12 protein-coding genes are annotated in these 14,820 nt (G+C 59.5%); all 12 read right to left on the bottom strand.

Annotated features, from left to right (window positions below; all coding sequences use genetic code 11):
• Nucleotides 1–8 precede the first annotated feature (8 nt).
• Nucleotides 9–1,340 (bottom strand): type VI secretion system baseplate subunit TssK, encoded by a 1,332-nt coding sequence (tssK, locus tag CAG47_RS20780; RefSeq protein WP_085726877.1) that lies wholly within the window; start codon nucleotides 1,338–1,340, stop codon nucleotides 9–11.
• A 2-nt stretch (nucleotides 1,341–1,342) separates the two neighbouring features.
• The gene (gene tssJ, locus CAG47_RS20775; RefSeq protein WP_085726876.1) at nucleotides 1,343–1,843 is read right to left on the bottom strand and encodes a type VI secretion system lipoprotein TssJ; all 501 of its coding nucleotides are present in this window, start codon (nucleotides 1,841–1,843) and stop codon (nucleotides 1,343–1,345) included.
• Nucleotides 1,844–1,848: 5 nt separating this feature from the next.
• Nucleotides 1,849–3,042: a type VI secretion system-associated FHA domain protein TagH gene (tagH, locus tag CAG47_RS20770; RefSeq protein WP_085726874.1), complete on the bottom strand. Its 1,194-nt coding sequence runs from the start codon at nucleotides 3,040–3,042 to the stop codon at nucleotides 1,849–1,851.
• A 17-nt stretch (nucleotides 3,043–3,059) separates the two neighbouring features.
• Nucleotides 3,060–3,200, bottom strand: a complete 141-nt coding sequence (locus CAG47_RS20765; RefSeq protein WP_085726872.1) for a type VI secretion protein — start codon at nucleotides 3,198–3,200, stop codon at nucleotides 3,060–3,062.
• 141 nt (nucleotides 3,201–3,341) lie between these two features.
• The gene (locus CAG47_RS20760; protein ID WP_085727014.1) at nucleotides 3,342–4,859 is read right to left on the bottom strand and encodes a sigma-54-dependent Fis family transcriptional regulator; all 1,518 of its coding nucleotides are present in this window, start codon (nucleotides 4,857–4,859) and stop codon (nucleotides 3,342–3,344) included.
• Between the two features lie 10 nt (nucleotides 4,860–4,869).
• Nucleotides 4,870–7,518: a type VI secretion system ATPase TssH gene (gene tssH / locus CAG47_RS20755; RefSeq protein ID WP_085726870.1), complete on the bottom strand. Its 2,649-nt coding sequence runs from the start codon at nucleotides 7,516–7,518 to the stop codon at nucleotides 4,870–4,872.
• A 13-nt stretch (nucleotides 7,519–7,531) separates the two neighbouring features.
• Nucleotides 7,532–8,539, bottom strand: coding sequence for a type VI secretion system baseplate subunit TssG (gene tssG, locus CAG47_RS20750; protein ID WP_085726868.1), 1,008 nt, complete (start codon nucleotides 8,537–8,539; stop codon nucleotides 7,532–7,534).
• Nucleotides 8,503–10,290: a type VI secretion system baseplate subunit TssF gene (gene tssF, locus CAG47_RS20745; protein WP_085726866.1), complete on the bottom strand. Its 1,788-nt coding sequence runs from the start codon at nucleotides 10,288–10,290 to the stop codon at nucleotides 8,503–8,505. The genes tssG and tssF overlap by 37 nt, the downstream gene beginning before the upstream one ends.
• Before the next feature lie 18 nt (nucleotides 10,291–10,308).
• Nucleotides 10,309–10,719: a type VI secretion system baseplate subunit TssE gene (gene tssE, locus CAG47_RS20740; RefSeq protein ID WP_085726864.1), complete on the bottom strand. Its 411-nt coding sequence runs from the start codon at nucleotides 10,717–10,719 to the stop codon at nucleotides 10,309–10,311.
• 14 nt (nucleotides 10,720–10,733) lie between these two features.
• Nucleotides 10,734–12,209 carry a type VI secretion system contractile sheath large subunit gene (gene tssC, locus CAG47_RS20735; protein ID WP_085726862.1) on the bottom strand — a complete coding sequence of 492 codons (1,476 nt, stop codon included), beginning with the start codon at nucleotides 12,207–12,209 and terminating at the stop codon, nucleotides 10,734–10,736.
• A 28-nt stretch (nucleotides 12,210–12,237) separates the two neighbouring features.
• Nucleotides 12,238–12,741 carry a type VI secretion system contractile sheath small subunit gene (gene tssB, locus CAG47_RS20730; RefSeq protein WP_085726859.1) on the bottom strand — a complete coding sequence of 168 codons (504 nt, stop codon included), beginning with the start codon at nucleotides 12,739–12,741 and terminating at the stop codon, nucleotides 12,238–12,240.
• Nucleotides 12,742–12,774: 33 nt separating this feature from the next.
• On the bottom strand, nucleotides 12,775–14,331 hold the full coding sequence (gene tssA, locus CAG47_RS20725) for a type VI secretion system protein TssA (protein WP_085726857.1): 1,557 nt from the start codon (nucleotides 14,329–14,331) through the stop codon (nucleotides 12,775–12,777).
• Between the last annotated feature and the right edge of the window lie 489 nt (nucleotides 14,332–14,820).

Genomic DNA, 14,820 nt, shown 5'->3' with positions numbered 1-14,820 from the left:
CCTGTCAGTCAGTTCCTGATGGCCCAGAATTTCAGTTCAAGTCCGGAAAAATCGCCGGACACATGGAATGCGAAACCGCCGGAACGCTCCAGTTGTGCCAGGTCTTCGGGACTGAATTCGAGGATGAAATAGGTTTTGTTGGAGTGGAAGGCTATCTGCCGTGGAGCCACCGGCAACGGCCTGACCTTGATGCCCGGCAGATGCAGGTTCACCAACTGTCGGATACCTTCCACCGGAGCGACTTTGAGGTGCGCCGGCAAACGGTGGCGCAGTTCTTCGCTGTCGCAGTTGGCGCTGACCGCCAGCACGAACGAAGCCGAACCGAGCAATGTGTGGTCGTGCAAGGGCGACACGATGATGCCGTATTGACGCTCCTGCAGAATCAGCTCGATGGCGTGCTGCTCCAACACCATCGACAACACCTGACGGATAGCGTCCATCAGTTTGCGAAAACTCGCGCCCTGATCACTGTGCTGGTAATGGCTGTCCAGACGGGGGCGTTTGCTGTCGCTGGAAAACGTCGCCAGATCGCCGAGCAGGGTCAGCAGTATGCGGTACAGCTCTTGGGGGTGGACCTGTTCCAGCCCCAGGCAGTGACGCAGCAACAGTTCAGTACGGTTGATCAGTTGCAACATCATGAAGTCGCCGACTTCCGCGCCGCCAACCTTGCCGTTGGAACGGATACGATCGGCGATGGTGTCCCCGCGGTGACCGAGCATGCTGATCACTTCTTTCAGGCACGACAGCAGGTAGATGGAGGAATGCGCCTGAAGGTAGGTCGGCACAAAATCCGGGTTGAGACTGATCACACCGTCGGGCGTGGTGTCGAGCACTTCGCAGACTTTCAGCTTCACGTAGGCCTGTTCATCCTGCTGCTCGCCGAGCAAAAGCTTGAAGTCCGCGCGCCCACAACGTACCTGGCTGGCGGAGTCGTCGCCGGCATTGGAGTCGGCGACATCGACTTCGTACGCAATGTAGCGCGCCAGCACATCGGATTGCTCCGGCCGGCGCGACTCGATGTGATTACCGGTGACCAGCGGCAGCGCCAGGTAGATCGGCGTGTTACCGGTGTTCGACGGCACATCCAGCGCCAGCGGTTCGGTGTTGCCGCCCAGTTCGAACAGGCTGCCGTCCGGCAGAATCCCCGAGGCCTGGCTGATCACCAGTTTGCCCATGTTGAGGTACTGCAAGTCGATGTCCAGACTCAGGAAGCCCCAGGTGTAACTGCCCAACAACCGGGTGCGGGTCTTCATCTGGTGATCAACGTAACGATCGTTGTGCTGGAAGTGCTGCGGACGCAGCAGCATGCCTTCCTGCCAAATGACTTTATGGATATTCATGATCAGTCATCCGCCCTGGCGAGCACTTCGAGGCCATTGCGAATGCCGGCCTGATCGAGCGTCAGATTAGCTGCGGTGACTTCCATGGGAGTGACTTGCACGGTGTAGCGCCACCTGGTTTCCGGCAGGTCTCGGTAGGCGGCCAGCACCCCCACATAGCGGCTGCCTGCTTTCACGCTGAGTTTCAGCTCAACGGTTTCGCCCGGACGCAGTTCAAGCTCCTCGCCGGCGATCAGGTCAGGGGCCAGGGTTTCCCGGGCACGTTCATACAGGCTGAAAAAGTCGGCGTTTTCGAAGGTCACCGGGTGCTTGAGCTCGAACAGGCGCACGACAATCGGCGAGGGCCGCCCATTGAGGTCCGGGTTCAACTGATCGCTGGTGGTCAGTTTCAGATTGAGCTTGGTCACTTTCGAATACGGCGACAGCGATGAACAACCGACCAACAGCCCAAAGGCCACGAGCGCCGTCAGCGTCTTGAGAAAAGCGGTCGAGCAGCGAGGCATGCGCATCATCCCTGGAGGTCGGTGTATAGAGTGGAAATCAGGCGGATCTGTTCTTCGTAGGCCTGGGCGAAGTCGCGGGCCAGCAGGCGCTCGCTCCAGTCATCGTCCTGACGCAGGGTCTGGTGATATCGGCCGTAAGCTCTCCAGCGACTGCCGGAGGTGGCGAGCAGAGGTTTGTGGTCACGCTCGAAACGCAGCGTCAATTGTTCCGGCGAGAAGTGCTCCAGCGTGCCGCGAACGGCGGCGCGGCTGGCGGCCAACAGCGCAACCTGATGCGCCTGCAAATCGCGAAACGCACGGGAGACCGCCTGCTCCGCCGGCAGTTGGCCCGGTTTGACCGGCTGCAACAGAATGCCCAGCGCGTCACTCGTATCCGCGGCAAATTTCAGCGGGTTTTTGCAGGCACCTTGTACAGTGGTCTGGGCCAGACGCAGTTCGTTTTTCAGTTCACTGCGGGTGCGCAGGCTCTGCTGCAAGCCACCGACGCATTGCTTGAGCAAACGTGCCGCGCTCAACGCCAGCGCCTCACGGGCATCGTCGTCGAGGTCTTTGAGATCCACGCCCAGTGCAGCGCTGAAATGCTCCCAGAATCCTTCGCTCTGACATTCAACCGCTTTCGAGACCGCGGCCGGAGCGGGTTCGGCAAGCGGAGTGATCAGCTCCGGAACTATCAGGTTCTCCATGTCGATGCGCGCGTAATCAGCGTGCTGGCGGGGTTCGAGGATGGTGCTCGGTGAAATCAGTTCCTCGACTTCCGAGCGACCGCGCTCTTGCTGCAAGAGGGCATCAAGCGGGTCGAGTTCGAAAAAGGCGTCGTCGGGAATAATGCTTCCCGCGGCTTGCGGTCGGCCGACCTCACTGTCGAAGGTCGCCGAGGCAGGTACCAGCCGTGCACGAATTTCGACGTCCCCCAACATGTAGGTGCTGCCATGTTCGATACGCACCGCTTCGCCCTTGCGCAGGTATGCGCCGCTTGCGCCGTCCTGAACACCGTTGCGGCTGGTGTCAGTGAGAAAAAACGTACCTTCGCAGTAGCTGACCTCCACATGATAATTGGACAAATGACGATCGGGATCCGGAATAATCCAGTCGCATTTCTCATTCCGACCGATTAAACCACCGTCCTGCGTGAACGTTTTACGGCATAAACCCGTGGGCATGAACTGCTTGGGGTCGAGCAGTTCGAAAACCAGTTCCATGGTGATACTCCTTGCGGTCACTTGCCGCGATTGACCGCCTGCGGATCACCCAATGGGCGATAGGTGTTGTCGTTGTATTTGTAATTACCGCTACAGCCGCCAAGGCCGCATAGAAGGACGAGGGTCAGCACTACGGCTGGCCGGTAACGAACAGGCATCAGAGAGTCTCCAACGGTAGACAAGGCAAGGCGACGACCCGTCTGGGTGTCGCATTCAGAAGCGGATAAGGTGAATTCAGGCCCTCCAGTCCTGGACATTGGGCCACCCCCACCTGAGGCTTTCGCCGATCGAAAATGGACTTAGCCATCGAAATCACCCAGGTTGATGTTCAAGCGCCCTAGGCGGTACAGCAGCGTGCGGCGTGGCAGTCCGAGCTCGCGGGCGGCCAGGGTCTGGTTGCCGTTGTTTTTGCGCAGACAATCGAGCAGCAGACTGCGTTCGACCCGCTCGAGGCGTTCGCGCAGGTTCAGGTTGCTGTCCTGAGCCATGGCATCCATGGGCAGGGAAAAATGCTCGGCCAGCAACTCGCCGCCTTCGCACAGCAACACCGCCCGTTCGACCAGGCCTTTGAGCTCACGCACGTTGCCGGGAAAGGCATAGCTGCAGAGGTGATCCAGCGCCGCGTCGGACCAATGCACTGCATCACGCTGCAAGAACGAGCAGGCCATTTCAGCGAAGTGCCGCGCCAGGTCGAGAACATCGCCTTCGCGCTGACGCAGAGCTGGCAATTCAATCGGGAATTGCGCGAGGCGGTAGTACAGATCCTCGCGAAACTTGCCCTCACTGACCAACGCCGACAAATCACGATGGGTCGCGGCGATGATGCGCACGTCGATCTTGCGGGTGTTATTGGAGCCCAGTGGCCGGATCTCGCCTTCCTGCAATACCCGCAACAACTTGGCTTGCAGCGACAATGGCATGTCACCGATTTCATCGAGCAACAAGGTGCCGCCATTGGCCGCCTCGAACAGCCCGGCGCGGTCTCGGTCTGCACCGGTGAATGCGCCTTTGTGGTAGCCGAACAGCTCGCTTTCCAGCAGGCTTTCGGGAAACGCTGCGCAGTTTTGCACGATGAACGCCTGGGTACGGCGCGGACCGCCATCGTGAATCGCCCGCGCGACCACTTCCTTTCCAGTGCCGGTTTCGCCGCGCAACAGCACCGTGTAAGGGCTGTGCAGGACCTTGCTGATCAGCGAACAGGTCTGGCGCATGGCCTTGCTGTTACCGATCAAGCCATAACCGCTGACGCTCGGCACACTCACCGGCGCTGGCCGTGCATCGCGGGGTGACTGACGCAGACGTTGCAGCAAGTGCAATTGGCCAAGCACGAACGAACCCAGTTGTCCGAGAGAGTCGGCGAACCCTTGAAGGTCGATGTGCCGGTGGCTGGCGCACAACAGCAAGCCTTCGACAGCCTTGCGTTGATTGACCAGCGGCACGCACAACAGCGACTGCCAAGGCGGCGCCTGCGGTGGCAGGAAACTGGTGTCGTGCAGGCTGCCGCTCAACTCGCCGAGGCTCACCACGCGGTTCTGGCACAGGGCGAATTGCAGCAGTTGTTCAGCGTTGTAATCGGCCAGCAGGCTCTCCACCCGTCGGGGTTGCAGAATTCCGTTCAGGCACTCGACGTTCATTCCCAGACAGGTGTGAGTCGCATCCAGCAGGTATATCTGCGCCAATTCGCAACCGCTGAGTTCAGCCGCCCCTCGCACGAAACCGACCAGCAGCGCAGCAACGTCCGCTGCCCGAGACAGGTTGGCGAACTGCGCCAGCAAGGCTTCGGCATAGACCAGCGGTTGCGGCACCTGAGTAAACATCACACCCATCTCAGGCGAACTCGCAGATCACGTTGCCGTAACCATCGAGCGTGACATGCATACACTTGAGACTTTCACCGGCTGCCATCGCGGCGAGCAGGTGGTCGGCCAACATCGGCAACACGTGCAGGTCGAGTAAATGGTCGATCAGCCGCGCACCGCTGTCGCTTTGCGTGCAACGGTCGGCCAGATGGTCGACGAGGTTCTGGCAATAGGTGAATTCGAGGCGGCGGCGATTCAGGCGTTCGCCCAGACGACCCAGTTTGATTTCGATCAACTCGCGCAGCACCGGGCCGCCGACCGGGTAGTAAGGCACCACGCGCATGCGCGCCAGCAGCGCCGGTTTGAAGTGCTTGCCGAGGATGGGGTGGATGCTTTCTTCGAGCGCTTCGGCGGTTGGCTGCGCGCCATTTTCGCAAAGCTCGCTGATGCGATCGCTGCCCAGGTTCGATGTCATCAGGATCAGCGTATTGCGAAAATCGATCTCGCGCCCCTCACCGTCGTTGGCCACACCTTTGTCGAAGATCTGGTAGAACAGGTCGAGCACGTCCGGGTCGGCCTTCTCGACTTCATCGAACAAGACGACGGAGTACGGTTTCTGACGCACGGCCTCGGTGAGCATGCCGCCCTCGCCGTAGCCGACGTAGCCGGGTGGCGCACCGATCAAGCGTGAGACGGTGTGTTTCTCCTGAAACTCGGACATGTTGATAGTGGTGATGAAACGCTCACCGCCATAGAGCAAATCAGCCAGGGCCAGTGCGGTTTCGGTTTTGCCGACACCGCTCGGGCCGACCAGCAGGAACACCCCCACCGGTGCATCCGGTTTGTTCAGGCCGACTGCGGTGGCGCGCATCGAGCGATCCAGGGCGGTAATGGCCTGTTCCTGGCCACGGATACGCGTGCGCAGGTCACTGGCAAAGCTCGCGACCTTTGCATTGTGCTCGCGGGCCAGTTGCGCCAGCGGCACGCCGGTCCAGGCGCTGATCACTTCGGCGACCAGACGCGGGCAGACTTCAAAGCTCACCAGACGCTCTTTGACTTGCAGTTCGGTCAACGCCTGGTGAGTCTCGTTGAGTGCAATTTCCAGGGTCCGGACGCTTTGCGACTCGTCCTCTGGCAGCGTTTCGATGACAGCGCTCGAAGCGGCTTCCCCAGCCGCTACGGTCTGCCCGACGAGCGCCGCTTCACGGGCCTTGGCCAGTTGCTGACGCAAGTCCAGCAGGCGCTCGGCCAGTATTTTCTGTTCAGTCCACAGGGCTTCCAGCACGATCATTTCGCTTTCGGCTTTGTCGAGGCGATTTTCCAACGCCTCCAGCGCTTCAAGGTCGATCGGCAGGCCTGCTCCGGCATCACGGTGCAAAGCCTTGCGCTGACGGCCACCCTCAGCCAGTTCGCCGCGCAGGCACTCCAGGCTTTGCGGGGCGGCGGCCAGGCTGATGCGAACGCGGGCGCAGGCCGTGTCGAGCACATCAACAGCTTTATCCGGTAATTGACGACCTGTCAGGTAACGGGCAGACAATTCGGCGGCGCAGACCACCGCGTCATCGCGCAGGTAGATGCCGTGGCTCTTCTCGTACACCGCAGCCAGGCCACGCAGGATGGTCACGGCTTCGCCGACGGTCGGTTCATGCAGTTGCACGGGTTGGAAACGTCGGGCCAGCGCCGGGTCTTTCTCGAAGTACTTCTTGTACTCCGCCCAGGTGGTGGCGGCGATCGTGCGCAGCTCGCCACGGGCCAGGGCCGGCTTCAGCAAGTTTGCCGCATCGGAACCGCCAGCATTGCCGCCCGCGCCGATCAACGCGTGGGCTTCGTCGATGAACAGGATGATCGGTTTGGGCGATGCCTTGACTTCGTCGACCACGCCCTTGAGGCGACGTTCGAATTCACCTTTCACGCTGGCACCCGCCTGCAACAGCCCCATGTCCAGCGACAGCAACTCCACGCCTTTCAAGACATGCGGCACTTCTCCAGCGACAATGCGCGAGGCCAGGCCTTCGACGATGGCGGTTTTACCGACACCAGCGTCACCGACCACGATCGGGTTGTTCTTGCGGCGACGAGCGAGGATGTCGACCATCTGCCGGATCGCGCCATCACGGCACAGCACCGGGTCGAGTTTGCCGTCGCGGGCCTGTTGGGTCAGGTTGTGGGTGAAACGCTCCAGCAGCGACTCACCCGGCGCGGAAGATTTTCCGGTAGCCGGCTGCTCTTTGTGCGCCAGGGCGAACTCTTTGAGGCGCTCGATATTCAGTTTGGCCAGCAATGGCTGGTAGCGGCTGCCGGCGTAACGCATCGGGTTGCGCAATAGCGCAAGAATCAACGCGGTGTGTTCGACTTGGGTCTGGCCCAGTTCGAGGTTGGCCACCAGTAAAGCATCCTGCAACCATTGCACCAGTTCCGGGGCGAACACGGGGTTGCGTGAGGCGCTGTGTTCGACCTTCGATTGCAATAGGGCTCTCAGTTCACCGGCATCCACTTCGGCGTCCTGCAGCACACGTGCGAGCAGGCCTTGCGGACTTTCCAGCAGGCCCAGCAAAAAATCTTCGACGAGGATTTTGCTACCGCCACGGGCGACACAACGCTCGGCTGAACTTTCCAGATCACGACGAGACTGGGCGTCCAGCGCCTGGATAAGTTGTTGCAGGTCTACGTTGAACATGGGTCATCTGTCCTTAATGAATTTTGCTGCCCAGAATCACCACACCGTCCGCTGCTTCGCAGCCCAGCCAACTGGTCCATCCCAGGCGACAGGGGTTCTGCTCAGCGATGCGCAGTTCAGGGATTTCCTCCTGGCGCAGCACCAGGCGAATGTCGTAATCGAGCGGGTCACGCAGGGTGAACCGGACCAGCGCGCACAGCGGCTGGTAGCCGACACCGATCGGCAGGAATTCGTGAAAGCGCTGCCAGTGGAGTTCTTGAATGTGAATGCGAAATTTTCCACTGCGATCACGCACGTGATCGCCCAGCACCAGGTCTTCTCCCAGTCGACTGTTGGCACGGCCCAATCGATTGCGCTGCTCGTCGAGAATTTCCACACGGCGCTCGATGCACTGCTCGATGGTCAGTTGTGCGTGCTTGAAGTAGTAACGCAGCACCGCTTCAATCAACGCCGCCGAGTGCGCACGCAAGCTGAGCAAACCGAGGTACGGCAGCAGGCGTTTCCAATTGAGTTCCCCGGCCTTGCGGATTTCTTCGCCACCCAGGCCGATCAAGGCAAACAATTGCGCAGAAAAAGGATCGACGGCTCCGCTCTCGAAGCTCGCGCGGTAGCGGTACTTGCGCCAGATCGGCAGCATCAACCGTTGCAGGCGGTGGTGAAACAGGTCCAGGAAGTTGCGGGTCAGGTTGCCCTCCTCGCTGTCGCCCAAGGCTTGCTCGCAATAGAACGCCGGCAGCGGCGAACTGGAACCGACCAGACCGATCAGGTTCAACCGCATGCGCGCGCGCATCTGACCATGCTCTTCGAAAAACTCTACGCAATCGACGTCACTGCCAGGGAAACCCAGGCTCGGGTTGGCCTGGAATTCCAGCTGGTCGTACAGATCGGCTTCGCTCAGGTGCGGATGTGCCACGCGCAGACGGTCGATCACCAGCAACACGGCCTGAAACAGCGAGTACTCGCGTATTACTCGGGTCAGCCCGCTTAAAGCAGGGGCTGCAGGTCCATACGTGGTGTCCATTGGTACACCTCCCCCTGTGTACTTTTTACCCGCAGCTCGTGATAGGAGTTGAGGCTGGCGTAAAGCGCGAAAAACTCGTTAAGGACCGAAGCAAACACGAACAGGTCGCCTTCGCCGACATAGCCCTCGGGATCAATGGTCAGCTCAGTGCACAGCCCGCGTACCGGTAGACCACGATGCAAACGATCGACGTGGTGATGCGTGATCGATTTGAGCCCACCGAGCAGGCGTTTGCTGACCTTCTGCGCCTGCTGGTCGTAATAGCGCGGCAAGTCGTAGGTTTCGAGAATCACCTTCAATGCATTGACGTCGGCCAGGGAAAGATAATTGAGCGACATGTTGCTGATCAGCTTCCAGAGGAAGTCGCGGTTCACCGGCGGCGCAAAACTCGACGTGACCGGGGTGATGTTGCGAAAGCTGAGGAACTCCGGCGTTTTCTCGCAGGTAATGCAAATGTCACCGACCTTGAGCCTGCTCGGCAGGTTCTGGTTGGTGCACGTCAACTCGATCGACATCGTTTCAAAGGCTTCGGTGTGGCGGATGCCGAAACTCAGGTAGGTGTCGAGACCGTCGTGCAGCAGGGACGGTCGCTGGCGAATGCTGTAGTGCGGACGGCTGTCGGGAACATCGAAACTCGAGTCGTGCTCGAAGGATTCGAACGGCACGTACTTCTCGTTACCCCGGCCACCGGTCTTCCAGCCAATGACGGTTTCCACGCAAAACACACCGCAGTTTTTCGGGTCATGCTTGGCGGGCAGCAACAGGTATTCGTCCTGCTTTCCATCGAGGCGTATCGGCACTGCATCGTGCTTGAACAAATTAACGATCGGCGTGCAATACAGCTTCACGTTGTCCAGGGTCGGACGCATGCGCATGTTGCCGCTCTTGCGAATGTCGAAACGCAACTCAAGGCCGCGCATCTGCTTGAGAGTGGCTTCTGGCAGCGTCCCCAGCAGGTCCAGACCCTTGACGTCGACGAACAGGAACTTGTCCTGGAAAGCGAAGTATTCCTGCAGATAACGGTAGCCGCGGAAGGTGTTCAGCGGGTACGGAATCAACGCCTCCTCTTCGGCAAAGCCCACGGGCTGCACCCGCTCGCCGGGTAACTTGAACGCCATCGACTTGCCGTTGGCGTCATCGATCGGCTTGCCGGCGCCATCCAGTGGCAGCAGTTCGATACCATCCAGGTTGCGCAACAGACAGAGATACAGCATCTGGCTGATGTAACGCTCACCCGCGAAATGCAGACGCAAACGACTCAACTTCAGTTCGTCGAAGTCACCGTCGGCACTCATCTCAAGGCGCAGACTCAATAGCGAACCGTCGCCTTTCACCGAATACGTCAGCTCGGTGAGGTCCAGCGCCTGGACTTCGGTCGGGTAGCACGTGCGGAAACGGCAACTCACGCCATCGACCGGCTGACTCTCCACCGGCGTATCGCGCCTGACCATCAGTGCCGGCCCGCAATGCTTGAGCGGGTCGAACTGCAAAATGCTCAACGCCGGCAGCGGCCGCATGTAATTCGGCCACAGCAACTGCATCAGCGAGTGGCTAAGTTCAGGTAATTCGTCGTCGAGCTTCTGACGCAGACGACCGGTCAGAAATGCAAAGCCTTCAAGCAATCGCTCCACGTCCGGATCGCGCCCGGCCTGACCCAGGAAAGGCGCCAACGCGGGGTTACGCTCAGCGAATCGGCGACCTGACTGGCGAAGTGCGGTGAGTTCGCTTTGGTAGTAATGGTTAAAGGACACGGTCGGTTACCTGATTTTTTATGGACTGACTTTGACTTGTCCACCGCCATCCAGGCTCGCGGCGAAACTGACCTGGCGCTTGAGACCATCGATCTCCAGCAGGGCTTCGATACTGAAGGACAGACGAAGCTGATCGTGGTCACGTGGCAGGGGCATGACATGCACATTGCTCAGGCGTGGCTCGTAGGCATCGATGAATTTCTCGATGGCCAAACGGGCCTGGCTCAGGGCGTCATGCAGGCTCAAACGCATGTCATTAAGATCGGGTAGCCCGTAATCGGACAGTGTTTGCACACTGCCCGCACGGGTGCTGAGCATCTTGGCCAGATGGGCAGCCACGGACGCTACGCATGAGTCCTCACGGCTCCAGTCGACGCGTTTGTCCGCGTCGCCCCCCAGGCGCTCGAAAAGGCTGCCGTATCCAGTCATGAGTGAGACTCCGCTTACTCTTTGTCCAGTTTGCCAACCAGCGAAAGGGTGAAATCGGCCCCCATGTACTTGAAGTGCGGGCGCACGTTCAGGTTGACGCGGTACCAGCCGGGCTCGCCTTCCACATCGCTGACGATGATCTGGGCAGCCCGCAGTGGACGTCGGCCACGGACTTCGGCACTTGGGTTTTCCTGGTCGGCCACGTATTGGCGAATCCAGTTGTTCAGTTCCAGTTCGAGGTCGGTACGCTCTTTCCACGAGCCGAGTTGTTCGCGCTGCAACACCTTCAGGTAGTGAGCCAGGCGGTTGACGATCATCATGTACGGCAATTGGGTGCCCAGCTTGTAGTTCAGCTCGGCCGTCTTGCCTTCTGCACCGTTGCCATAGAACTTTGGCTTTTGTACCGAGCTGGCAGAGAAGAACGCAGCGTTGTCCGAGCCTTTGCGCATGGTCAGGGAGATAAAGCCTTCCTCGGCCAGTTCGTATTCGCGACGGTCGGAAACCAGGACTTCGGTTGGGATCTTGGTTTCGATTTCACCCATGCTCGCGAAGTGGTGCAGCGGCAGGTCTTCCACTGCGCCACCGCTTTGCGGGCCGATGATGTTCGGGCACCAACGGAATTTGGCGAAGCTATCAGTCAACCTGGTGCCGAACGCAAACGCCGTGTTGCCCCAAAGGTAGTGTTCATGGCTATTGGCGACGGTTTCTTTGTAAACGAACGATTTAACCGGGTTTTCTTCCGGGTCGTACGGGTTGCGCAGCAGGAAGCGCGGCACGGTCAAACCCACATAACGGGCGTCTTCCGACTGGCGGAAACTCTGCCATTTGGCGAATTGCGGGCCGTCGAAGTGATCCTTCAGATCCTTGAGGCTCACCAGACCGGTGAAACTTTCCAGGCCGAAAAATTGCGGACCGGCCGCGGCGATGAATGGCGCGTGGGACATGCTGGCAACACTGGACACGTACTGCATCAGTTTTATGTCCGGCGAGCTGGGTGACATGAAGTAGTTAGCGATGATCGCGCCCACCGGCTGACCACCGAACTGACCGTATTCAGCGGTGTAAACGTGCTTATACAGGCCGGCCTGCATCACTTCTGGCGAGTCTTCGAAGTCGTCCAGAAGGTCTTGCCTGGAAACGTTGAGGATTTCAATCTTGATGTTTTCGCGGAAGTTGGTGCGTTCAACCAGCAACTGCAGACCACGCCACGATGATTCCAGGGACTGGAAGTCCGGGTGGTGGAGGATTTCGTCCATCTGATGGCTGAGCTTGGCATCGATCTCGGCGATCATGCGGTCAACCATGGCTTTCTTGACCGGTTCACCGCTGTTCTGCGGCTTGAGCAGCTCTTCGATAAATGCCGACACCCCGCGCTTGGCGATGCCGTAGGCTTCGTTGTCCGGCGTCAGGCGGGTTTCGGCGATGATACTGTCGAGAATGCTGTATTCGCCGTGCTCTTTGTTCTTTTGCTGTGCTGCACTTGTGCTCATGATCTTGGCTTCCTTGGCTGATGGGGACTCAGGCGTCCTGGGCGGCGGCGTTCAGGCCCAGCTCACCCAGTACGCGAGCGCGGGATTCGTCGTCGGCGAGCGCGCCTTCGATGGCTTTGCGAAACGCCGGCGCGTTACCCAGCGGGCCTTTCAGGGCCACCAGCGCGTTGCGCAACTCCATAAGCTTTTTCAACTCGGGGACTTGCTCGACCAGCGAGGCCGGGTTGAAGTCTTTCATCGACTTGACCTGCAGTTTCACGGCCAGTGCTTGCGTCTCACCATTGTCCTGGAGACGGTTCGGCACACTCAGTGCCAGGCTCAGCTCTTGCTTGGCCAGCACGTCGTCGAAGGTTGTCTTGTCAATGCTGATCGGCTTGCGATCCTCGACCTTTCGTTCGTCCTTGCTGAGGGTGTAGTCACCTATCGCCAGTAGTTTCAACGGCAGCTCGATCTCTTCCCGTGCACCACCGGTGGCAGGTTTGAAAGTGACGTTGATGCGTTCCTTGGGGGCGACCGAGCCTTCTTTGGCCATGGTTTTTCTCCTTACTGTTGTAGCCCGGAGGGCCTATTCGAGTACCACTTCGAGATCGAGGTGGCACAACCTGCGATAAATCTCTTCCTTGCGTTCACGTACGACATGGTTCTGCGGTAACGACTCGCAGCAGCTATGCAGCAACTGCAGCACTTGCAGCGCAAGATCAGGCTCCCAGGCGTTATGGCCCGAGTCCTGCAATGTCTGGTCGAGGATTTCGAGCTGGGTCTTGGCCAGTTCGTATTTCCTGGCCAAGAAGCACAGCCGTGCGAGGGCGAACTGCCAGAAGAATCGAGCACGCCCGCCCTGTGCGCCTTGCAGGCCCTGCTTGAGGAACTGAACGGCGACCTTCAGGCCATCCTTGCGCAGAATCGGCAGGACTTCTTCCAGAGCCGACTCCCAGGCGGGTTGAGTGTCGGCGACTTCGACTTTGCGCGGCGCGCTGGCGGTTTGCAGGTGCGGCATGACGTTGGCGGCAATCCATGCCCGAGTGGCCGGGTCGGCAAACGGAGCGCCATCGTGGAAACGCAATTCGACGATGCCAGGCAGTCGCTGAATCAACAGCGCGAAATGGATTTCCACTTCGCGCATCGCCATCTCGGCGTTCAAGCCCTGAAGGCAGTCCCAGACCATCCGCTGGCCATCGAACCAGAATGGCGCCTTCGCCAGGCTCGCCTCCAGCTCTACCAACAGATCGGCGTACTTGGCCTGGTCGTATTGGTCCTGAAAGGCCTTGAGCTTGTCCGCCGGTAAACCGCGCAGTACGGTGATTTGCTCGGCATTACGCTCAGGGACAGCGTCGATGGACAACCACAGGAGCGTGCGATTGAGGCGCAGGGCACGCAGGTCGGTGGCCTTCTGCTTGAGCCACCACGCACACAATGGCCGCGCACCCTCTTGCTGATTGCGCAGGGCCTTGTGGGCTTCTTTTTCGTTGTCGATCGGTGCGCCCGGCGTGAACAGCTGAGCGGCAGCCTGTTTGACCTGAGCCACCGCGACGCCCACCACACCAGGCTCGGGCCGGTTGTCAGCGGCGCGCTGAACCATGGTTCTCAAGCGGCGAGTGATCGGTAACAGCAGCGGCGCATCGCCCCCCAGGTGTTCGGTGCAGGCAGCGTCGAGGCCCTCAAGGTGTTCCACCAGCCGTCTGAACAGCGGTAGCTGCTCTTTGATCGGGACACTTTCAGTAAGCACCTGTTCAAGACGAAGCACCAGCCAGCCGACAGCCGCCGCACGGGTTCGCGATTTGGCGGGGTGTATCTGCGACCAGTGATGTTCACACAGGTGATGTAACAGACCGCAACCAGCCAGCAGGCCGGCAAAGGACTCACGCTGATACAACGCCCACGTCACCCAGCTCGCAACCCGTAGATCCTTGGATTGATTGCGCAGCAGAGCCTCACCAACCTCTTGTACTTTCAGCCAGTCGATCTGCCCGCTTTCATGCATTGACCGGGCTTTGGACAGCTCGTGTTCCAGTGTCTCGAACTCGCTCGAAAAACGAACGTCCTCACCCGCGAAATGCTGCTCGCCAACGGGCAACTTCGCGAGTTCAAGATAGTGAGCCGATAACTTGCTTGAGTAGGACATCTATGGCTGTTCCATTAACCTGAATTCAGGTGCAGAAAAACCACCGGGCGGCGTACGCAGACAGTCGCTGCAGAGTGATCGCGCCAGCGCCCTGCCCTGAGTGGCGCAGAGATGATCTGCCCCGTTGATCAGGATCTGCCGGACAGGCTTCATACCAAGGTGAACTCCCTGCAAGTTGATTCCATCCATGAAGTTTTCGTTTGGCTTCTGCGGTCCAAAAATGGCACTGAATACGCAGCCACCGGGACTGAGCCGATGGCCCAGAAAGAGGACGCCAAGTATTGGCGTTTGTGACATGGATTGATGTAGGAAGAGTCAACAGGCGACGAAGGAAACGCCCTAAAAGCCTATCGCGAGTATTGCGTTACCCCTCGAGTTAACATTCCCGGAGCCGCGACCCGAGCCATGAAGGCGCAACGACTCAACAGGGCCAGCGTATCTAGAATCCGGACTGACGAGACTACCGTCAGGCGATAGAGGGGCTTTGCG

It is taken from the genome of Pseudomonas sp. R37(2017), from assembly GCF_002113375.1.
In the GTDB taxonomy this organism is placed as follows: domain Bacteria; phylum Pseudomonadota; class Gammaproteobacteria; order Pseudomonadales; family Pseudomonadaceae; genus Aquipseudomonas.
The sequence above is the reverse complement of the archived record's forward strand: the minus strand, read 5'-3'. Positions and strand labels throughout refer to the sequence as shown.